The organism is Paenibacillus sanguinis 2301083 = DSM 16941, assembly GCF_000374825.1.
Taxonomy (GTDB): Bacteria; Bacillota; Bacilli; order Paenibacillales; family Paenibacillaceae; genus Fontibacillus; species Fontibacillus sanguinis.
The window spans coordinates 186645-208720 of the sequence record NZ_KB895383.1 but is presented as its reverse complement, the minus strand read 5'-3'; the positions used below and the strand labels follow the sequence as shown (position 1 = coordinate 208720).

General features: G+C 49.5%; 18 protein-coding genes. 5 read left to right on the top strand and 13 right to left on the bottom strand.

Annotation, left to right across the window (positions count from 1 at the left end; genetic code table 11):
* Positions 1–40: 40 nt before the first annotated feature.
* The 9 genes from C557_RS0114280 to C557_RS0114235 all read right to left on the bottom strand — a co-directional run bounded on the left by C557_RS0114280 (position 41) and on the right by C557_RS0114235 (position 9781).
* Entirely contained in the window at positions 41–1096 is a 1056-nt protein-coding gene (locus tag C557_RS0114280; RefSeq protein ID WP_018752561.1) for an ABC transporter substrate-binding protein, read from the bottom strand.
* A 39-nt stretch (positions 1097–1135) separates the two neighbouring features.
* Positions 1136–1897: an ABC transporter ATP-binding protein gene (locus tag C557_RS0114275; RefSeq protein WP_018752560.1), complete on the bottom strand. Its 762-nt coding sequence runs from the start codon at positions 1895–1897 to the stop codon at positions 1136–1138.
* A 4-nt stretch (positions 1898–1901) separates the two neighbouring features.
* Positions 1902–2903 carry a FecCD family ABC transporter permease gene (locus C557_RS0114270; protein ID WP_085979061.1) on the bottom strand — a complete coding sequence of 334 codons (1002 nt, stop codon included), beginning with the start codon at positions 2901–2903 and terminating at the stop codon, positions 1902–1904.
* Positions 2904–3140: 237 nt separating this feature from the next.
* Positions 3141–4619, bottom strand: coding sequence for a ribosomal protection-like ABC-F family protein (gene abc-f / locus C557_RS0114265; protein WP_018752558.1), 1479 nt, complete (start codon positions 4617–4619; stop codon positions 3141–3143).
* Between the two features lie 763 nt (positions 4620–5382).
* Positions 5383–5580, bottom strand: a complete 198-nt coding sequence (locus tag C557_RS0114255) for a hypothetical protein (protein ID WP_018752556.1) — start codon at positions 5578–5580, stop codon at positions 5383–5385.
* 197 nt (positions 5581–5777) lie between these two features.
* On the bottom strand, positions 5778–6626 hold the full coding sequence (locus C557_RS0114250; protein ID WP_018752555.1) for an ABC transporter ATP-binding protein: 849 nt from the start codon (positions 6624–6626) through the stop codon (positions 5778–5780).
* 15 nt (positions 6627–6641) lie between these two features.
* Positions 6642–7685: a FecCD family ABC transporter permease gene (locus C557_RS0114245; protein ID WP_018752554.1), complete on the bottom strand. Its 1044-nt coding sequence runs from the start codon at positions 7683–7685 to the stop codon at positions 6642–6644.
* Positions 7682–8692, bottom strand: a complete 1011-nt coding sequence (locus C557_RS0114240; RefSeq protein ID WP_018752553.1) for a FecCD family ABC transporter permease — start codon at positions 8690–8692, stop codon at positions 7682–7684. Before C557_RS0114240 ends, C557_RS0114245 begins: the two co-directional genes overlap by 4 nt.
* Before the next feature lie 69 nt (positions 8693–8761).
* Positions 8762–9781: an ABC transporter substrate-binding protein gene (locus tag C557_RS0114235; protein ID WP_018752552.1), complete on the bottom strand. Its 1020-nt coding sequence runs from the start codon at positions 9779–9781 to the stop codon at positions 8762–8764.
* A 200-nt stretch (positions 9782–9981) separates the two neighbouring features.
* Between C557_RS0114235 and C557_RS0114230 the strand changes: the two genes are divergently transcribed.
* The 4 genes from C557_RS0114230 to C557_RS0114215 all read left to right on the top strand — a co-directional run bounded on the left by C557_RS0114230 (position 9982) and on the right by C557_RS0114215 (position 14705).
* Positions 9982–11451, top strand: a complete 1470-nt coding sequence (locus tag C557_RS0114230; RefSeq protein ID WP_018752551.1) for a 4-hydroxyphenylacetate 3-hydroxylase family protein — start codon at positions 9982–9984, stop codon at positions 11449–11451.
* Between the two features lie 110 nt (positions 11452–11561).
* Positions 11562–12752, top strand: a complete 1191-nt coding sequence (locus C557_RS0114225; protein ID WP_018752550.1) for a M14 family metallopeptidase — start codon at positions 11562–11564, stop codon at positions 12750–12752.
* Positions 12753–12921: 169 nt separating this feature from the next.
* Positions 12922–13782, top strand: coding sequence for a YitT family protein (locus C557_RS0114220; RefSeq protein ID WP_018752549.1), 861 nt, complete (start codon positions 12922–12924; stop codon positions 13780–13782).
* A gap of 17 nt (positions 13783–13799) precedes the next feature.
* Positions 13800–14705 carry an aldo/keto reductase gene (locus C557_RS0114215; RefSeq protein WP_018752548.1) on the top strand — a complete coding sequence of 302 codons (906 nt, stop codon included), beginning with the start codon at positions 13800–13802 and terminating at the stop codon, positions 14703–14705.
* Between the two features lie 163 nt (positions 14706–14868).
* Here the strand turns inward: C557_RS0114215 and C557_RS0114210 are convergent, their stop codons facing one another.
* The 3 genes from C557_RS0114210 to C557_RS0114200 all read right to left on the bottom strand — a co-directional run bounded on the left by C557_RS0114210 (position 14869) and on the right by C557_RS0114200 (position 16750).
* Positions 14869–15330, bottom strand: coding sequence for a DMT family transporter (locus tag C557_RS0114210; protein WP_018752547.1), 462 nt, complete (start codon positions 15328–15330; stop codon positions 14869–14871).
* Between the two features lie 269 nt (positions 15331–15599).
* Positions 15600–16298, bottom strand: a complete 699-nt coding sequence (locus tag C557_RS0114205) for a Crp/Fnr family transcriptional regulator (protein WP_018752546.1) — start codon at positions 16296–16298, stop codon at positions 15600–15602.
* 26 nt (positions 16299–16324) lie between these two features.
* Complete coding sequence (locus tag C557_RS0114200; RefSeq protein WP_018752545.1) at positions 16325–16750, bottom strand: DMT family transporter; 426 nt, start codon at positions 16748–16750, stop codon at positions 16325–16327.
* A gap of 219 nt (positions 16751–16969) precedes the next feature.
* On the opposite strand from C557_RS0114200, the gene C557_RS0114195 reads away from it, so the two are divergent.
* Complete coding sequence (locus tag C557_RS0114195; protein WP_018752544.1) at positions 16970–18451, top strand: MFS transporter; 1482 nt, start codon at positions 16970–16972, stop codon at positions 18449–18451.
* A gap of 91 nt (positions 18452–18542) precedes the next feature.
* Here C557_RS0114195 and C557_RS0114190 read toward each other — a convergent pair whose 3' ends face one another.
* Positions 18543–21737, bottom strand: a complete 3195-nt coding sequence (locus tag C557_RS0114190) for a 3-keto-alpha-glucoside-1,2-lyase-like domain-containing protein (RefSeq protein ID WP_018752543.1) — start codon at positions 21735–21737, stop codon at positions 18543–18545.
* Positions 21738–22076: the final 339 nt, after the last annotated feature.

Sequence of the window (22076 nt, the reverse complement as noted above, 5' to 3'; positions counted from 1 at the left end):
TGCAACCCCTTTCCGGCGTTCCCGCCCCTCTCATGTATTTCTATTTAAACAGATCCGGGTACATCTCACGAGCCAGCTTCTCCATCCCGTCAATCGTGTTGTAGCTGTATCCGAACATATAATTGTAATCGACAGCATAAATCTGCTTGTTCTTGATCGCCTTCATGCTGGACAGCTTAGGATTGCTGTAGAGCGCATCCTTGAGCACCTGGGCATCGACACTGTCCTCGCTGGTCCAATCCGGGATAATCAGCACATCCGGATCAGCTCCGATCAGCGCCTCCACCGTAACCTCTCCCGGCGCATCTTTAAAGACATTGTCCAGCTTGACCATATTAAAGGCATCGTTAAAGAAGGTTTCCTTCTGAGCGGCGTATACATTAACCTCATTTGGATCGCTCATATGCAAATAGGCAAATTTCTTTTGCTCCGTAATGCTGGACAAGCGGGAGGCAATCTCCTCCTGACGATCCTTCAATTGCTTGGCAAAAGCAGCGGCCTTGTCCTCCACGCCAAATATGTTGCCGAGGTTTTCAATATCCTTGTAGATGGAAGCATAGCTTCCTCCCGTTACCGATGATTCCCATACATAGGTCTTGACGCCGATTTCGTTCAGAGAATCTACTGTCCCCACTCCCCAATCGGCATTATCGAACAGACCACCCCGGCCGTAGACCAAATCCGGGTTTGTTCCCAAGGTGACTTCCTTGCCCACATATTCATCCGCGAGAATATTCAGCTTGTTATATTCCTCTTCCACCGTTGGGTCAGGGGCTCCGAAGTTGGCTCCAACTCCAACAATTTTGTCGCCAAGCCCTAAATGCAGCAGTAGTTCCGCAGCCGGTCTTGTATTCGCCATCACGCGTTCAGGCGCCTTGTCGAACACCTGCTCTTTCGGTTCCCACTCTGTTCCGCCTTCAGCCTTGGCAAAATTCTGGATGGTGAGCGGATATTTACTCGCTTCCGGTGCTGGTGTCTCAGATTGTTGTGCCCCGGGAGATTCAGAGGCATTTCCACAAGCGCTTAAAGCCAAAGCCAGTGTTAATGCCGCGCTCATCATCACGAATCTATTTTTCATCGCTAATTTCTTCTTCATAATGAAGTTTTCCCCCTTAAATTGCTTCTCGGATGTTCTTTAGATGCCATAAGCAAAGCCCAGCCCATGGGTGACCGGGTTAATGAAGGTTTGGCATTTGACTTGATACAATGATTCAATAGTCTCCGGCGTCAATACCTGCTCTGGCGTGCCGTGGGCATAGATTTCCCCCTGCTTGACGGCATAGATGTAGTCACAGTAATAAGCAGCCATTTCCAGATCGTGCAAGGCTGCCAGTACGCCGATATGCAGTTCCTTGACACAGGATAGAATTTCTAGCTGGTAGCGGATATCCAGGTGATTCGTTGGCTCGTCCAAAATCATGAATTGTGGCTGCTGGGCAATCGTTCTGGCCAGGATAACCCGCTGTTTCTCCCCACCGGACAGCGACAAATAACTGCGATCCTTATAATCGAGCAGATTCGTTCTGGCCAGCGCATCCTCCACAATCTCATAGTCCTCCCGATGATCCGATTCCAGCAGCTTCTTATGGGGGGTGCGTCCCAGCATCACCATCTGCTGTACACTCAGATCAAAATTCATTTCATTGAATTGCCCCACAACGCCCAGGCTGCGGGATACCTTCTTTTCGGCGGTATTCAGAATATTCATGTCGCCTAAATAAACTGTACCCTCCCTTGGAGCGATACTCTTGTAAATGCTCTTGAGCAGCGTTGATTTCCCGCAGCCATTTGGACCGATCAGGCCGACAAATTGACGTTTCTTCACCAGGATCGAGACATTGCTCACAATCTCTTTCTTGCCAATACTGACGTCTATTCCTTGTACGCTCAATTCCATTTAGTCAACCTCCGAAATTGTAGCCCTTTTTCACAATCATATAAATAAATAGAGGTGAACCAATCACTGATGTAATGATGCCGATCGGCAGTTCCACATTTGTGATCAGTGTTCTGGACAAAATATCCGACCAGATCAAAAATAACCCGCCAAGCAATAACGTGCCCGGCATCAGGCGTTTATGATCCGCTCCGAACAGCCCACGCGAAATGTGGGGCACAATTAAGCCCACAAAGCCGATCATCCCGGCGTAGGCGACCATCGTTCCCGTGATCAGAGCCGTTACAATCATATAGAGCTTGCGATAGGCACTGAGGTTGATGCCAAGCGTAATCGCCGACTCGTCACCCACCAGCATGGTGTTGAGTACCCGGTGCTGGAACAGAAACAGCATACATCCTGCCAGCACGACTACTGCCAGCACGGGGGCCTTCTGCCAGCTTGCTGATGCCAGACTGCCCATGGACCAAAAGGTCACCGTTTTGATGCCCTCGGCGTTGTTGGCAAAATAAATAATCAAGCTTGAAAAAGAGCTGCACAGCGCCCCGATAACGACCCCGGACAAGACCAGCTTCACCGAGGTGGCCTTGCCGCCGATGCTTGATAACACCAGCACGGCTACTGAAGTAATCATCGCACCGAGGAACGCTCCAAACGCAACGCCTAGCTGCGCCAGCATCGCACCGCTGCCGAAGCCGACCAGGATGGCGAATGTAGCTCCCAGCGAAGCCCCCGACGAAATACCGAGAATATAAGGATCGGCAAGCGGATTTTGGACAATCGCCTGCATAATCGCTCCACACAAAGACAACCCCATGCCAATGAGCAAGGCGAATATAACGCGGGGCATTCTCACTTGCATGATAATGTTCAAGTAGGAATCGTTATCGATCTGGTCAATCGACCCCAGATAACCATGGGTTAATGTATGCAGCATAATGTTCATCGATTGCGTGAACGGAATATGTACCTGCCCGATAGATACAGAGAATACAGCGGATACCATAATCGCCCCGATCAAACTCAAAATGATCGTATAATAAAGACGGCCTTTCTCTCTTTTTTTGGCGTCAATCACACTCCAAATTCACCTCCCTGTCCACTCCTCTATCATTGATTTATATCAATGATAACGATTATCATTATCATATATTACATGATCTATCACTTCATTTCAATCCTTTAAAATGCAAAAGCTCCCCGTCCCAGCCTCTTCGCCTGGTGGGAAGCTCCATTTTTGTGATTATAACTGAACCACCTTTGTAGCGATTTGCTGGCAAAACTCACGGTCGTGCTCAACGAATAGCAAGGTAGGGGCATATTCCAGCAGCAAATTCTCAATCTGCATGCGGGAGATAACATCGATAAAATTCAGCGGTTCATCCCATATCAGCAAATGCGATTGCTCACAAAGACTGCGGGCAATCAACACTTTCTTTTTCTGGCCGCCGCTATAATCAGCCATATCCTTCTCAAACTGAATTCTGGAGAAATCCAGCTTCCGCAAGATCGCCCTAAACAAGCTTTCGTCAATGCCATGCTCCCTGGCATAATCCGAGCAATTCCCCTGCAAATACGAGGTATCCTGTGATACGTAAGATATCTTCAAACGGCTCCCTACCCGAAGCGTCCCTGTATAAGCAAGCTCTTCACCACCAATGAGCTTCATGATACTTGATTTCCCCGCGCCATTTTTGCCGGTTAAGGCGACTCTGTCCCCCTGTTGAATGGTGAAGCTGACTGCTGTGCTAGCCTGCTTCTCCCCATAATAGATCGCCACCTGATCCAGCTCGACTAACTGGGTTTTGTGATAAGGTAATTGGGCAATCTTCAGACTCTCTGAGGTCTCTACATTTTTAAGAAGCTTAGACTTCTGCTCAATAGCCGATTGCTGGCGTTGCTCCAAGGCTTTGGAGCGCTTCATCATCTTCGCCGCCTTGTGACCAATGTAGCCTTTGTCCACCTTGCTGCCCGAAATTCGCGTGCCATTCTTGGTCTTCTCCACCGCCTGCGACCATTCGCCCGTGCGGTTGGCCGCTTCGGCCAAGCGTTTGACATCCTTGCGCAGCAGCTCGTTCTCTGCCAGCTCTCGCTGGTCCTGCCGCCGCTTATTCTCCCACCAGTCCGAGAAGTTCCCCTTCTGCACGGTAATACCCGTCTTGTTGATGGACAAAATATGGTCAACACACCGATCGAGGAACGCCCGGTCATGCGACACCAGAATATACCCGCTCTTGCGGTTTAAGTAGCCGCTAACCAGCTCCCGGCCAGCCAGGTCCAGATGATTGGTTGGCTCATCGATAAGCAAAAAGCGGTCTTCCTTCAGAAACAGAGCTGCCAACATGACCTTGGTCTGTTCGCCGTTAGATAACGAATGATAGGGCCGATACAATACATCCTCCGCTACCTGCAACAAGGAAAGCTCGCGCAGCAGCTCCCAATGCACCAGATTCGGAACAATCTCGGTCACGACGTCCAGGGTCTGATGTTCCGGATGCTGGACCTTAAAGGGGAAATAGTCAAACTCTATGTCTGCAGAGATTTGTCCGCTATAGGCATGTTTACCTAGCAGTAGCTCAAGGAAGGTCGTCTTCCCCCGTCCATTTCTCCCCGTGAACCCCAGCTTCCAATTCGTATCCATTTGGAAGCTGACGTCTTCAAAAATCGGATCGTAGCTTCCTTCGTAAGCAAAAGTCAAATGATTCACACTAATTAATGTCATAAATTAATTTCCTCCCGCACATAAAAAGGCTGCAAGAAAGTTTCCCTTCTTACAGCCCTGGCGGATAACACAAATCCGAACCTTTACACCATGAGATAAGGGTCCGGACTGCGTATACGATTGGAGTGAGAAGATGGAATTGCTTTCTTGCGCAAGAACAAAACAGACGTGCGAAACTAAACCTCGCATTCCGTATCCATTCCTTAGCAAGAAATATCCATCCACTTCAACTCCCTTATGAAAAGTTAGGTGTATCTTATCACAACTGTTAAGCGATTTCAATGCAGGCCACAATGCTGTGTTGTCCAAGCCCCTCTCCATAGCTCTACTAGTACAATCGTTTATGCAAATGCATACACAAATATATACACAAATACATACAGGATTTCCATTCATGGATCAGCACGCGTCCCCCATCAAACACGACCCTCAATGTTGATCTCATTCACACGAGTGGGAAATTCTCCAGATAATTTGCGGAAATAAGCTGATTTTGGACGTTTAACTGGAAAAGCTCACTATAAATCTGTGCTTCTGGCCCATATTCGGCGCTTTTAGCAATATTATATGGAGGAAATCCCTATAATCATCAATAACTCACTTGCAAACTAGTTTTTGCTGGAGAAATTCCTGTTAAATAAAGCGTTCTCCCCTGCTCCATCATAGGTTTCCCCGGCAGAAAGGATTGGGGCCCTGGCCTTTGCCGGGAGGCTTAGCGCCGGGGACTCCCTCATCCTCTCAAGCAGCGGACGGATGACGAGCTTCATGGGCACTCGCGCTGCGTAAAGACCACCCTGTACAACTCGTCTTGGTCTTCCTCCGGCAGCCCGGCAGTTTGCAGTGCTTCCTTCCAAGCCAGCTCCGTAATTTCCCAGAAACGAATAGCATGAAGCACTTCAAGGTGTGGGTGGCCAATTGGAAGACCGTTGGTCAAGAGGTTCATTTCGGACAGGTTGAGCAATAATCATCCTGTTTATCTGAGGTTATATAGTAAAAACAGCAGGTTTTCCGTACTCTTAGCGGCTGCTCGTGGCCACCTCTTCGCTACCTTGGGGCTGTTGAATTGCATCAGGTGGTTCCGCCTCTCTCCAAATAGATGCGCCGGTGCGCCGTGCAGCAGGTAATGGTAGTCTTCCTCCAACTGCTGCTGCTCAGTGATCAGCCAGAGCTTGATATTGCTCCGGCTGCAACGAGTTGATCATAGCGTGGTTTTCCATGAATGCTCCTGCCCCTTCCATGTGGAATACATAATGGGGTGCCAAACAACGGATCAATCGTAATCTCGCATTCCATACCAAATACGTCGCGAACGAGCTTGCGCGTAACAATATCCTCAGGTTGCCCTTGAGCATATATCGATTTCTCATTTACAGCTACAACATGATGCGCGTAGCGACAGGCCAAATTCAGATCATGCAGCACCATCACAATGGTACGCTGTTCCTGCTCGTTCAATTCAAACAGCAGGTCCAGCACTTCAATCTGATGACTCATGTCCAGGTAGGTCGTTGGCTCATCCAGCAACAAGGTTTCGGCCCCCTGTGCCAAAGTCATGGCAATCCAGGCCCGTTGCCGCTGTCCTCCCGACAAGGCATCCACCGGACGATCAGCCAACGCAGTCAAGCGTGTTGATTCCAACGCCTGCCCGACCATCCGTTCATCCTCGCGCGACCATTGCTTCAGCCAGCTTTGATGGGCGTATCTCCCTTGTCTGACCAATTGGTTAACGGTCAGTCCTTCCGGAGCAGACGGCCCCTGTGGCAAGATCGACATGCGCTTGGCAATCTCCTTGGTCGGCAGCTTGGCAATCTCCTCCCCACTGAGGAGGACCGTGCCTGAGCGGGGTGCCTGCAACCGGGCCATTGTACGCAGCAAGGTGGATTTGCCACACCCATTGCTGCCGATCAGGACGGTAATTTGCCCTTGCGGGATCGTTAGATTCAAATCCTCGATGACCGGCTCCGGGCCGTAAGCAATCGTTAGATTTCTGGCTTCCAGTATACTCAAGCTTCTCTCCCCCTATCAGAATTGATTTCGGTTCTTAAACAGCAAATATAAAAAGAACGGTGCGCCAACCCCTGCTGTAAATACTCCGGCAGGCACATCTAACGGCAAGAAGGCCGTTCGTCCAATCAAATCAGCTCCGCACACCAGCAATGCCCCAATAGGTGCTGATGCCAGTAGCAGGCTGCCAAACAGGTTGCCTACCAGCCTTCTGGCGATATGGGGAGCAATGAGTCCCACGAAGCCAAGCGTTCCTGCCACGGATACGGCAAAGCCCGCAAGCAGCACGCTGCATAGCAGCAGCCCCATTCGCTGACGCTGTACCGCTACCCCTAGCCCGGCCGCCAGATCATCGCCAAACGCCTGAGCATTAAGGCTTCGTGCAAACCATAGCGATAATGGGAGGATAAGCAGAATGATGGGCAAAATGGTATATACCTCTCGCCAGGCAGCGCCGTACACACTGCCTGTTAGCCAAATGTAAGCTTGCCCGGCGCTATAGAAGGGGCTCAGTATTAACATGAATGTCGTGCCCGCTCCGGTGATCGAGGATATCCCGATGCCAATCAGTACCAGCCGAATGGGAGTAACCCCGGATTTCCAGGCCAATGCATACATGATCAGCGAAGTAACCAAGGCACCGATCACTGCAAAGACCGGCAGGAACTTGATGCTAAGGGCTCCTCCGAAGATAGTCACGAAGCCAACGGCCGCAACCGCAGCGCCGCCGGTAATCCCGATGACATCCGGCGAAGCCAGCGGATTGCGAATGATTCCCTGGAGAATCGCCCCGGACATACCCAGAGCTGCACCCACCAAGATGGACAGCAATACCCGTGGCAATCTTAGCGTCAGTACGACGAAATCATGCTCTCCTTCACCGATCCCGAGGATCGTCCACAGCACCTGAAGTGGTGAAACAAAATCGCTGCCTATGCTGGTCCCAACTACGGCACAAATCAGCACTAACAGCATAAGCGAAGTGATAACTACTACCGCCCGCCGCTCGATCAGGAAAGAAAATTTCTCTCCTTTGCTGCGCAAAACATATGTCTTCCTCATACCTTGGTCCCTCCCTTGCGCGCAATATAAACGAAGAACGGTCCGCCAATGAGCGCGGTAACCACACCGATCGGCAGCTCATTCGGCAGAATTACAAGGCGCGCAATCACATCGGAACAAAGCAGCAGCACCGCTCCCCCGAACAATGAATAAGGAATGAGCCAACGGTAATCATTGCCGACCAGAGCCCGCATGATATGAGGAACAACAAGGCCAACTAGCCCTACAGAGCCGGCAACGGCTACAGAACCTCCAGCGAGAAGCACAACTACAGCGCCCATGAGCAATTTGACCAGCAGGACATTTTGCCCCATAGCCTTGGCAATATCCTCGCCGGTCAAGAGCAAATTAATCGCTCGGCCCATGAAAAGTGAGACCATCGCCGCGAAGGTCATGTACGGCAGCACTGGATACAACATCTCCAGCGTCCTTCCACTAACTGAACCCGCGATCCAGAATAACACATCCTGCAGCCCCGTGGAGTTCAGCACAAGCATCGCCTGCGTGAATGACGTAAATAAAGCTGTAATCGCCGTCCCTGCCAATACAATCTTGATCGGAGTCATGCCGTCCCTGCCTAGGGAGCCTAATGCATAGACGATAAGCGCCGCCAAAGCAGCTCCGGTGAAGCCGAACCACATCATCGTGCTTAAGGAAGAGACAGACAATACTACAATGGACAGTACAATAAAAAAAATTGCCCCCGCATTAATGCCAAACACGCTTGGCGAAGCTAGCGGATTACGGGTGAGTGCCTGCATAAGCGCTCCGGCAACCGCAAGCGCAGCTCCCACCACTCCGGCAATGACGGTTCGAGGCAACCTCTCGGTATGTATTACAATGTGTTCAATCGATTCTTCATTGTAATCTCTAAACGCCTCCACAGCCGTGAAGAGCGTAATTTCCGTGCGTCCAAGCACCAGGCTGGCAGCAGAGGCCGCAAGCAACAGGGCAAGAAGGGCTGCAAGCCCCCATATTTTCGATTTATTTCGTAGCAACGGAAGCATATTCTCACTCTTTCGTATATTGAAATGCACAGAGACCTGCCCTGTTAAAGGCAAGCCTATCTGCTGCGATTAATTGAGCTCAAAGTATTCGTAAAGATCGTCAAGCACCATATTGGCTGTCTTGTAGCCTCCGGCACTATTCCATGCCACCTCGTCTACTTGAACAAGCTGGCCGTTCTTCACGGCATCCAGATTGGTCCACAGCTTGCTCTTGGTCCAATCCTCGTAGTTCTTCTGGATGGCTTCGGTATCTGTACCGGAATTAAAATTAAAGATCAAGTCGGCGTTCATGTCAGGGATGCTCTCCTTGGAGGCCAAAATGACTCCCCAGGTAGAATCATCATCATGCCCTTCAGGTCTGGAGAAGCCAAGCTCCTTGAGAATTTTCCCGGCGTAGCCCATATAGAAAATTCTTACCTGATCCGCCCGGAAGTTGGTAATGGTCGCCTCGATCGGCAGACGATCACCCATCTTCTCCTTGAAGTCAGCTACACGTTCTTCCCAATCGGCAAGCAACTGAGCGGATTCATCCTGCATGTTCATCGCTTCTCCGACCGTTGCCAGCGTCTCCTTCCAGTCGTAAAGCGTTTCTGTCACCACGGTAGGAGCTATTTGAGAAAGCTGATCGTAAATCTCTTCATGGCGAATCTTGGTGGCAAGAATCAAATCCGGCTGCAGCTTATGAAGCTCCTCCAGATTTGGTTGTGGTTCTTGTCCGATCACGGGCACGCCTTCCAGATCCGCCCGCAGATACTCATAAACCGGCTGTTGAACCCAGGATTCTACCACCGCAGTGGGCGTTACGCCAAGCGAGACGACCACATCCGTAGCTCCCTGGAACAAGGTCACAACCTTCTTGGGCGTACCTGTAATTTCTGTTTCCCCCATGGCATGCTTGATTACACGAGTATCTTCGGCAGCGGTGGATTCCGTATTGCCGCTGGCGGACTGTTCTGTATTCTCAGCCGCATTCGTGCCCTTGTTATTCGTTGTACCTTCCGCGGTTCCTCCAGATGCACAACCGGATACCACAGCAATGATTAAAAGAAATGCTATTGAATTGAACAACCCTTTTCTCAACTTCAACATAATGACCATCTTCCCCCGCTTCTACCAATTGATATTGAAACTCATTATCATTTAGGATTGTAATAGAAGCGGGAAACGATTTCAACACTTATTTTAAATTTATAATGTTTTCTAGTTTCTAATGCCGGCTTTTCACCCCTTGGCTGTTCCTTGCTATATATGAAGTAGCAGGATTTTAGCGTAAAGGAGCACGAATATTGATGTCTATCAAGAACGGTGAGCAATATATCGAACGCATTGACCGGCAACACATTAACCTCTGGTATAACGGTGAGCGAGTAACCTCCCCCTTATCCCGTCATCCCGCCTTCCGTGGACTGATCCAGACGCAAGCTGAAATGTATGATTTACAGGGCCAGGAACGCTACATTGAACTTATGACTTACCCGTCACCAGCTACCGGAGAACCGGTAGGCTTATCCTTCCTTCCTCCCCATTCTTATGAGGAACTGGTACGCAGACGCAAGCTAAATGAAATTTGGGCGGCCCATCATCATGGCTTCCTGGGGCGTTCACCCGATTATATGAACACGGCTTTGATGGCGTTTTATACCGCTGCCTCCCTTTTAGATGATGAAATGCCCGAATATGCTCAAAATCTGCGAGCCTATTACGCTTATTGTCGCGATCAGGACATTACCCTCTCCCATGCTTTTGTGCAGCCGATGGCTTCCAAATGGTCGGGACCGGCAGACCACGAAGCCTCGCTCGTCGCCAGAGTGATTGAAGCAGGCCCGGAGGGCCTGGTTGTCAGCGGAGCCTTTATGATGGCTACCCAGGGACCTACCTGTGAGGAAATTCTGGTGTTCCCCACGCCCTCCTTCACCCTTTCGGACAGTGAAACGAATCCCAGCGCCTTTGCCTTTGCCATTCCCAACGATTTGGAGGGCGTGACCTTCATCTGCCGGGAAAGCTATGCGCAAGACTCCACCTTCAATTATCCTTTAAGCAGCCGATATGAGGAAATGGATACGATGGTCATCCTTGACCAGGTACGCATCCCGCACGAACGTATTTTTTATTATGGGGACGAACGAATGTACGATCGATTATTTCATGGCGGGCATTTTCATGCCTATGCCGGACATCAGATTTGCTCCCGCTATATAGCTAAAACTGAGTTCCTTCTTGGCCTATTACTGGGGCTGGCAGAGGAGCAAAATTGTGAGGAAGAACCGGCAATCCGGCAGCAATTAGCGGGCATTCTGGCCGGGCTGGAGAATCTCAAATCGTTGAGGCTGGCCTCCGAGATCAATGCAACTGTCAGCTCCCTGGGCTACTACATCCCCGATCTAGCCCCATTGACCGCCGCAGGACTGCAATATCCTATGCTGCATGCAGAGATCATCGCGATGATTCAGTCACTGAGCGCCAGCCAGTTGATCATGACTCCCTTAGAAGCCGACCTGGCTTCCATGAATCAAGCCCAACTGGAGGCTTATTTGCCGGGATTGTCCAGTTCAGCGAAGGAGCGAGTCGCCTTATTCAGGCTGGCGTGGGAACTGGGTGCTGGCCCCTTTGGAGGAAGGCAAAACCAATTTGAACGTTTCTTCTTTGGTAACGGGAAAACCATTGCCAGTCGCATGAACGATTGTTGCAAGGAGCTTGAAGAGTACAAAAACATGGTTTACCGGTTCGTTGGCCGGGAGAATTCCATTTTAGAGAGGTAAAATTCAATTCGGGAGGTTGGATCACCGGTTTGCCGAACAATAGGTGGCATGGTGCCCCTTTCCCTGCACATAGGCTATAGTAAGAAACCCATCGTGAAGGAGGGATATTCATGCAAATTCAAGTTCGGCCGGGTGACACGTTATGGTACTATAGTCAGTTGTTTCAATTGCCATTGCCTTTAATCCTGGACTCTAATCCGGGAATCGACGGAGCTAGTTTAAGCCCCCGCCAGACGATTCAAATTCCCGGATTTCTGGTGAGTGAATATCAGATCAAGGCAGGAGACTCACTCTGGAGAATTGCGAGGGATCGGGGGGTTCCGCTGGATATGCTGCTTCTGCTTAATCCATCGGTCAATCCCAACGGGCTCGTTGTTGGTGAGCGGCTGCTACTGCCACTGCGAGTGACCTGGTTTGTGGTCGATGTTCGCAACCCCTATGACTATAAGGCATTGCGGGCGGATCTCAGCCGTTTGATTGAGGTGTATCCGTTTATAGCCTATCGCACGATCGGCAATACCGTTATGGGCAAGCCGATTCCGGAGCTGCGGATTGGCAAGGGCACCAAGCAGGTGCATGTCAACGGTTCCTTTCACGCCAATGAATGGATTACTACCTCCATCCTGATCCAATTTTTAAATCAATACTTGCTAGCCCTCACCAACAACACGGACATTCGCGGCCTGCAAATGTGGCCTTATTACGAGGGCGTTACCCTATCGATGGTCCCCATGGTTAACCCGGATGGAGTCGATTTGGTCATTCAGGGATTACCCGAGCAAGAGCCTTATCGAAGCAATGTCTTGTCCTATAACGATGGAAGCACAGATTTTCAAGGCTGGAAAGCCAACATCAACGGCGTTGATTTGAATGACCAGTTCCCTGCTCTCTGGGAACGCGAGGTGGCTCGCAACCCTGACCGCCCCGGACCAAGAGACTACCCGGGCACCGCTCCGTTAACTGAACCGGAAGCTATCGCTATGGCTGAGTTGACCCGACAGAGCAATTTCGCCCAGGTACTGGCCTTCCATACCCAGGGCCAGGTTATTTATTGGGGTTTTGAACAGCTAGAACCCCCGTACGCTGAGACGATCGTGAACGAGTTTGCCAGAGTCAGCGGGTATGAGCCGATAAGGAATATCGAGAGCTACGCCGGTTACAAGGACTGGTTCATCCAGGACTGGCGGCGTCCGGGGTTTACTGTAGAGCTTGGATATGGAGTCAACCCGCTGCCACTCTCGCAATTCGATGAAATCTATCAACAAAGTTTAGGAATTCTGTTGGCCTCCTTATATATGTAAAAATTTGCTTTGGCCGTTTCACCAGGAACATGAGCAGTGTTTGGTAGACCCGCTATCACAAGGGTTATGCCAAGCACTGCTTCTTTCCTTTCTTCACTAAACTTTATTCATTCCATGAAATAGAGTAAAATTAAGGAACAAGCCAAACTAACAGCAAGGAGCCAGAATGATGAAAGAAAACAAATTATTCGTTACCATCGGCAGGATTACTATGATTATTATCGGAGCCATGATTGCGGCATACGGTCTGGAAGCGGTTCTGATTCCCAACAATGTTATCGACGGCGGTGTGACCGGCGTAAGTATTATGGGCATGGACTTATTCGGCATTCCCCTCGGTTTTTTCCTCTTCGTTCTCAACATCCCTTTCGTCTTCATGGGTTACAAGCAAATCGGTAAAACCTTCGCTATTATGAGCAGCATCGGTATCGCTGCCTTGTCCGCATTCACCATTTTGTTCCACCATGTAGATACCATTTTAGGGCCCAAAGATCCGTTGCTTGTTGTTCTTGCAGGCGGCATGCTGCTGGGAGTTGGCATCGGCATCGTGCTTCGCAGTGGCGGAGCGCTCGATGGCTCTGAGGTGCTGGCGGTATTATTATCACGTAATATGCCTTTCTCGGTCGGCGACATTATCCTGTTTATCAATGCCTTTATTTTCATTGGAGCCGGGTTTATTTACGGACTGGAGAATGCTCTTTATTCTGCACTTACCTATTTTATCGCCAAGAATGTGATCGATATCATTCAAACAGGGTTGGAAAAGTCCAAATCCGTACAAGTTGTCAGCAGTAAAACCGAAGAAATCGGGGCTGCCATTCAGTCGCGGTTAGGCCGCAGTGTGACCTTTATGCACGGGCATGGCGGATACTCGGGCGAAGCTACTGATGTAATCACATGCGTCATTAACCGGATGGAGGAAACCAAGATGCTGTCTATCATTAAGGAATTTGACCACAGTGCATTTGTTGTCGTATCCGACGTATCTGAAGTTCGCGGTGGTAATTTCAAGAAACGCAACATTCACTAGGAAGGAGTTGACTGATTATGAAACTAAATCGCTTAGGCTCTTCCGATCTGCTTGTAAGTGAAATTGGCCTTGGCTGCATGTCTTTAGGCATGGATGAACGCAAGGCTATCGCTATCATTCACGAGGCTCTTGATCGTGGAGTTAATCTGCTTGATACAGCGGACCTGTATGACAGTGGCCGTAATGAGGAAATTGTAGGCAAGGCCATTCGTGGCCGCCGGGACCAAGTTATCATCGCCACCAAGGTGGGAAACCGCCGCATTCCCGGGCAGGAAGGCTGGAGTTGGGATGCTTCCAAGAGCTATATCCTTGCTGCGGTCAAGGACAGTCTGCGACGGCTGAATACCGATTATATCGATTTGTATCAGCTTCATGGAGGCACACTGGATGATCCGATGGACGATACGATTGAAGCCTTTGAGCAGTTGAAACGGGAAGGCTACATTCGTCAATACGGCATTTCCTCTATCCGCCCTAATGTCATCCGTGAATATGTGAGCCGTTCTTCTATCGTTAGTGTGATGAATTCCTACAGTATCGTAGATCGACGCGCAGAGGAAGCCGTCTTGCCTCTTCTTCAGGAGCAGGGCATCAGCGTTATCGCCCGTGGTCCTCTGTCCAGTGGAGCGCTTGCTGCCAATAGACAGCCGGTCAAGGGAGTACCGGACTACGAGTTGAACGAACTGCTTGAGCTTCGCCGGGCACTAGAAGAATCTCTGGTAACGCCTGCACGCTCGCTAACGCAATTGGCCATTCGATACTCGTTGGCCCATCCGGCAGTGGCTGCCGTGATTCCCGGTGCCAGCTCGCGTGAGCAGCTTCAGCAAAACCTTGCCGCAGCCGACCTCCCGGATTTGACGGAGACCGAGATCAGTCTGATCCGCGAGGTGAGCAAGGCCAACAGCTACAAGCTTCATCGGTGATTTGCTGTACAGTACATAAGAAAACCGACTATCGATGTACTTTCACCGAAGACAAACCACCTTTATCGGAAGACTGAAGAATTATAAATTCCAGCATTTTAAGAAATGCTCCCTGAATAGCAGCTCAGGGGGCATTTCTGCAACATCATATCAATTAGCAAATTCAATCGGCGGCAGTCTTTTTCGGGTTTTCTCCCCACTTAAACACGAAGATTCCTCCGACGATCACCAGCGCGCCAAGCAACTGATTCAGCGTAAATGGCACCTTCTCGAGGCCAAGCCAACCCATGGAATCAAATATCACGGCAAACCCCAGTTCCGAGGTCATCATGATGGCAATAGCATAAGTGGGCCCCAGTAATTTGATGCCCTGCACCAAGCTGATGACCACCCCCACACCAATCAATCCACTGAACCAATACCATGTTTGCATATTAGGCCAAAAACGAAACATCCCCATGCCTTCAAAGCATAGTCCCAGCAAAAAGGAGGCCGCAAAACCCAAGCCCAGCACCAAGGTTGTGGTCGTCCAGTTCCCCGTCTGTTCATTTACCTTGGCATTAAATATATTCTGCATTCCGACTAAAGTTCCGGCCGTTAATGCTAACATTAACCCTGCAATCATATCTTCCCCCCCTATTCGTGCGCGCTCAAAAAGTCGTTCAGGATCGAGGCTTATGCTTCCGATGTGCGTTTTTTCAAAACGCTTTAGGTTGGATGAAGCGAGGGACTGAGTAGCGCAGCGTACGTAGTGGGTACGTGAGCAACTCAAATGTTTCTGCAAGAAACATGCTACGGAAGCATACGCTTGGCCCGGGTGAATTCAAGATTCGATGTCGAATCTACTCCTCGAACAACTTCGTCCTGGAAAGACGACTTTTTGAACTACCTTTATTATTCATAAATATTTCGTTCGGCCAACCGGCGTAGCCCCGCCTCATCCTTGATACAAATGCCGCTCCGATTTCGTTCGACCAGCCCATGAGCCGTGAACTTTTGCAGTACCCGGTTGACATGCCGATAGCTGGTCCCGATTAAATTGGCGGCATCCACCAAATCACTTGTGCTTAGCTCGCCCCGGAACAGAATATCTGTCTCATCAAAGGACACAGATAAGAGATAACTGGCCAGTCTGACCTCCACCGGGTAGAGCAGGTTAAAGCTCATGGAGCTGGATTTCATATAAAATTTTTTCGTAATGATATCAAGCAGAAAATTTAGCAGCGGCGAGTGGTCATAGCATATTTTTTGCAGCCAACGATATTCGACAGCAATAGCCTGAACGGCCGATACAGCCTCCACGGTGTTAATGATATCCCCGGTGCGGATATACTCAATATCACCGATTACCTCAAGCGGATTTTTGAACGAAATGACCAAGGTGCGGCCTTCCGGCGAGGTATTGTAGATCTTGATTTTGCCTTTAACCAGCACGTACATCGTATGAGAAGGCTCGCCCTGGGCACAGATCAGTTCGCCTTCATCGAAGCTGATCAAGCTTAAGTGCGGAGTTAATTCAGAGGTAAATACTTGATGCAGATCGTATTTGTCCATGTAGGCTTCCAGCAGCCCACGATCAGGAATCTCTCTCATGCTAAGCCTCCATTCTTGTCCCGCTGCTAAAATTTCAAAATAATGACCCCGGCAATCATCAGGGCGATCCCTATAAATTGCGGCCAGCGCATTCGTTGCTTCCTTACGCCAAACCATCCCATGCTGTCGATGAGGAAGGTGATGCATAGTTGGGCGATCAACAGCACGGAAATAGTCATCGTTACGCCCACCTGTTGAATTGCTGTAACATTGGTAAATATAATAATGGCCGCCAGCGCTCCCCCACTCAAATAAAGCGGATGCACCCGCCCCAGTTCCCGCCTGTTTCCGTCCCTGACTAATGCCCAAATTATCAAGGCCGCCACAAAGCCGATAAACTGAGTTAAGGCGGCGGCTGGCCAAGTCCCGATACCCGCGCTAATTTGCGTATTGGCAACTCCCTGCAGTGTAACAAAAGCCCCGGCCAGCAAGGCAAATAACAAACCCTTCATGGTCTCTCCCCTTCATCCTTGGAACTCTCCATGTCTCTCTGTCAATTTCATTAAAAGTTACTTTTCATCATTTGCAAAGGACATATGTCCTGAATGAAAAATGCGCCTCATTGTAACATAGCAGGGACTAGGTATACAATAAATTAGGCAATCACGCTGGACCGTGCGCACACTGATGCGCATGACAAGCACATCCTACAGAACGAGGTGCAATTTCTTATGAACGCTAAAAGCAGCATAGCTTCAACCTTCCAGGATGATCCGGACATTCAGCGTAAACGTTGGATGATTCTGATCGTATTAAACCTGTTCACGTTTATGTCAACACTTGACGGGAGTATTGTCAATATTGCGCTTCCTGTAATCTCCGAGCAGATGCAGCTATCCGTAGCTCACGCCGAATGGATCGTCACCGCCTACCTGATGATGATTTGCGCGGCAATCCTCTTTTTTGGCAAGCTAGGCGATATTATAGGCAAAATTAAAATATTCAAGTGGGGCATGGTTATTTTCACGTTAGGCTCCCTGCTTTGCGGATTTAGCAACTCATTACTGCTACTGGTCGGCTCCCGCCTGATTCAGGCCTTGGGTGCGTCCATGACGATGGCTAATAGCCAGGGCATCATTACCGACATCTTCCCTTCCACGGAACGGGGCAAGGCGTTAGGGCTGATCGGGACCTTCGTATCTCTCGGCAGTATTGCCGGGCCAAGCTTGGGTGGAGTTATTGTAGCCAGCTTGGGCTGGGAGTATATTTTCTGGGTAAATATCCCTGTTGGTCTCATCGCCATTATTATTGGCTGGAGTCTGTTGCCTGAGGATCGTACTCGCTTGCAGGTACATATCGATAAAGCTGGCAGTATCTTATTCCCGCTATTTATTCTTGCATTGTTCTCCGGGCTGCTGTTAGGACAACAGCTAGGCTATCAGGACCTTCGCATTATTGGTGCGCTTGTGCTGGCCGTCATGGTGTTCAGCCTGTTTCTGTCTGTGGAAATACGCCAGCACCAGCCTATGCTGCAGTTGAGCCTATTTCGCAACCCTATGTTTAGTCTCAGCATTTTGTGTGGCTTTCTGGTGTTCGTTGCCAACTTTTGCTTCAATATCATCGCCCCCTTTTACACCCAGAGTATTTTGAATCTGTCCCCTTCTGATGCTGGCTTCCTCATGATGCTCTTTCCGATCGTCATGGTCATTGTTGCTCCGTTAAGCGGGGCTTTATCTGATAAAATCGGCTCGGAATTTCTTACCTTTGCCGGCCTGATCGTCATGGTCGTCGCCCAGATTGGACTAGCCCAGTTGCATGATCGGAGTTCGATCGCCTTGGTAGGCGTATGGATTGGCATGCTGGGTCTGGGCAGCGGTCTGTTTCAATCGCCGAACAATTCGCTTGTCATGTCCAAGGTGCCGCGAACACAGCTCGGCATTGCTGGCAGTATCAACTCACTCGTACGCAACATCGGTATGGTGGTAGGCATTACCGTCGCCACTACCACATTGTTCAATGTCATGAGCAACCGGGCTGGCTACCGCGTCACCGGCTTAATCGCGGATCGGCCTGATCTGTTCCTGTCCGGAATGCATGTCGTGTTCGTCACCTCGGCTTCGATCTGTCTGGTGGCCAGCTTATTGACAGGCAGCCGGCTCTGGTGGGCCCGGCGCGCATTACGTCGCAGCAAGCAATCATCACAAACACTTTAAGCATCTACACCCTGCAAAGATAAAAAACAACTCATTAGATAGTACCCATCTAATGAGCTGTTTTTGGTTCATTGCTGGTAATTATGCTTATCTAGTGATTGCCTTTGATGATAATATCATCAAATAACACGTTCACTGACGTTGTTCGTAGTCCAATTTTACCCGTCGCTAATTCGTTTACTGGATTCGTCCACTCGATTTTCAAGGCTCCGTCCACGTAGGCCTTGATATTATTGCCTTGCACCACGGCTTTGAGAGTATACCATTGATTTGCAGTGGCGGTAAATGGCGTGCTGGATACGCTGGTCAAAAGGCCGTCCACAGCTTTGTAAAGCTCCAGCGTTTTGGCTGTAGCGTTGATTCTGAACATGTAATAATGGTTGGTGTCCTGCACTCTAAAGACAATCCCTGCGTTCGCGTTAGCAATGGGAACCTTGACCTTGGCTTCCAACGAATAATCCGTCCATGTCTCACCGGCTGTAATCAGAGAGGTTGCCGATGCCTTCTGGGCCAATGCCTGCGAACTGTCGGTGACCACACTCCAGGAGCCTGAGTGAGCCGTCCAGCCTGTTGTATTTCCATCCTCGAAGTTGTCACTGAACAACGTAAGGTTAGGCAGCGGATTGGGTGCTTCACTTACATCCGTAATTTGAACCGTAAATGCCTTCTCGTAATAGAGTCCACCGGAATCCACCGTTCTGACCCGAATCGAATAGCTATTTTTCGTTTCATAATCCGGTCTTATCTTGAGGATTAGCGCATTTCCCGAAATATCAAAGCTCCCGTTATTCGTGTCCCCCATGCCAGCCACCAATTGGTAGATAAAGGTGTCGCCATCATCTGGATCAGTGGTGGTGAAGGTTCCCACGCTGCCGCCTGCCGTAGTATGCTCAGGCACACGGTTATGACTTAACGTAAGATCGGTAGGAGCTTTATTCAAACTGGAGACGATAGCATGATCAAACAACACATCCGCAGATGTCGTTCTGAAGCCGACCTTACCTTTTGTCAATTCGGTCACAGGATTCGTCCATTGCGTTTTTAATACTCCATCTACATAACCTTCAATGGTGTTGCCCCGGACAACCACTTTAAGTTTATACCACTGCTTGGCTACTGCTGTGAACGCTGTGCCGGACACTCTTGTCAGGGTGCCATTAATGCTCTTGTACAGCTCTACCTCTTGTGTCGTCGCGTTAATTCTGTACATGTAATAGTTATTTGCATCCTTCACCCGGAATACGATGCCGGCATTTGCGTTGTGAATAGGCATCTTTACTTTGGCTTCATAGGCGTAATCCGTCCACGAGCTGCCTGCCGTAATAAGCGAGGTCGCCGTGGCCTTCTGAGCCAAAACCCTAGAATCATCTGTAGCTACACTCCAGGATCCGGAATGAGCGGTCCAGCCTGCCGTATCTCCGTCTTCAAAATTATCGCTGAACAGCGGAGGTCTGGAATTAGCAAAGATAACGCCGTTGACATTGTTATTAACGGTGATTTTCATATCACTCAGTTTGGTGGCAAGCTCGCCTTTGACATACACGTCCGAGAACATGACGCCGTTAACCATGCCCCCTTTCGTGACGTTCCCGGAGAGTCTGGAGTTTTGAGAGCCCAACTCGCGAATATGAATGTCCTTAACGATTACATTACTGATATCACCAGAGGTGCTGGTGGATACTCCTAGCCAGTAGTTTCCGAACTGATTGATGCCAACGCGTTCAATATCAATATTTTCAAATGTAATATTCTGGGCGTAGCCTTCCTCCGGAAGTGTGTTGTATTGGTAACCATGATCGATGAGCAAAGCCCGAGCGCTTTGGTATACATAGGAATTTCGCACGGTAACCCCGATTTGCGGTTGGGCTACGCCCATGCCAACTTTGAAGGCTGCACATCTTGTCCAGGCAAAGGCATCGTCAAAGACCACATTCTCCAAATGCTCAAGCTGGCCCGGCCACCCCTTGGACATGCCTGTTTGCAGCCAGGTTTTCGTGGAATACGTATCATCATCCGAGATCGCAATCGCATGCTTCACCAGCACGTCCTGGCTTTCATTAATGTCAATCACATCATTTTCAAGCTTGTGCAGGTCCTGAAAGCCCTTGAGATTGGTAATCGTAACATGATCGGAGCGAACCACCATAAAAGACCAGAAGCCGGCATCCCGCAAGATCAAGCCATCAAATGTAAAATGGGACGTCGCTAGCGGAACCAGCAGATTGTTGATAAACCCTTCATTTTTGTGTGGGGCGGGCATCTTGCGGTCACGCATTTCCATGCCCTTTCCGTCAATGGTTCCCCGTCCCCGCAGGGTAATATTGCTGGAATTAATCGCTGTACGGATAAAATAAGTTCCATCCCTGTTCAGCGAGTCCTTGCGGAAATCCTTGACGTAGTCCTCTCCCTTGCCTGTGCCGACAATGACAGCACCCCCGGCCAAATAGAAGGTCACGTTGCTCTTTAATGTCAGATTCCCGCTCTTGTAGACACCGGCTGGAACAAATACAGTACCGCCGCCTGCCTGATTTGCATCGTCAATCGCTCTCTGAATAGCTGTGGTTGCCATCGTATTGCCAGTGCGATCTGCGTTGTACGGCGATTGGGTTACGTTATAGATGCCGGGACCGGAAGAAGCGGGAATATCCGTTTCCAGAGGATCGGCGGCAATGACTATTTTCTTCAGATCATTGATTTTAACGATCACATAGGTTGAAGAGGACAACGTAAACGTCAGCTTTCTTCCGCTCACCGTACCCTGAATATTTTTCGCCAGCGGACTGATGGAGTAGGATTCTATATTCTCATTAGCTGTCACTTCCAGGGTCACTGCTCCAGAGAAGGAGAATTGGGCATAGTCGTAATCGCGCACATAAGCGATGACAGGAACGTTATTGCCATTAGCTTTCAACGAAAATACACTGGATGCGGAATAAATAGAGGGCATGGGATAGTTCTGAATTGTTGCCGCCGCATCCGTAATTTCAAAGGCAGCAGGGTCCATGGCCTCCAAATATACAGCGTCCGTCACATTGACCTCCTCCGCTGGATCAGCATCAGGCAAGGCTCCAGGATCAGTAGTGAGTACAGGCTCGTCTTCATTAACGGGCAAGGGATCATTTTCAATAATCTCGCTGTCAGCATTGAGGTCAGATAATCCTTCCTTATCCATGGAGGATATAACATGATTCTCAGCAAGCATATCGGCAGAAGCCATTTGCGGTAATAACCCTGAGACGAAGACAGCAAACAGTAACAATAAGGTAAATGCTCTCCTGTTAAACATAAGTACCTCCTTCTACTCTTTCATTTGCCGGCCATTAACCTTTAACAAACTATGTGTCTGCCCCTCTAGTGTAAACGTTGCCAAATAGATTTAAATAAAACGTAAATATTTTCATCCCCCCTCATTTTATGACATTGAACAACTTCATTATAGCCTTGTCCCCATTCAAAAAGAGTGGGGTGAGCCCACTCTCTAGGGATACAAACTTATGAATTGATGTCGAATCTACTCCTCGAACAGCCTCGTCCTGGAAAGATGATTTTTTTGAACTACCTCTTTTAATATGTGTTCAAAAAGTCAGATTTTCAGGATCGAGAAGGTTGGATGAAGCTAGGGACT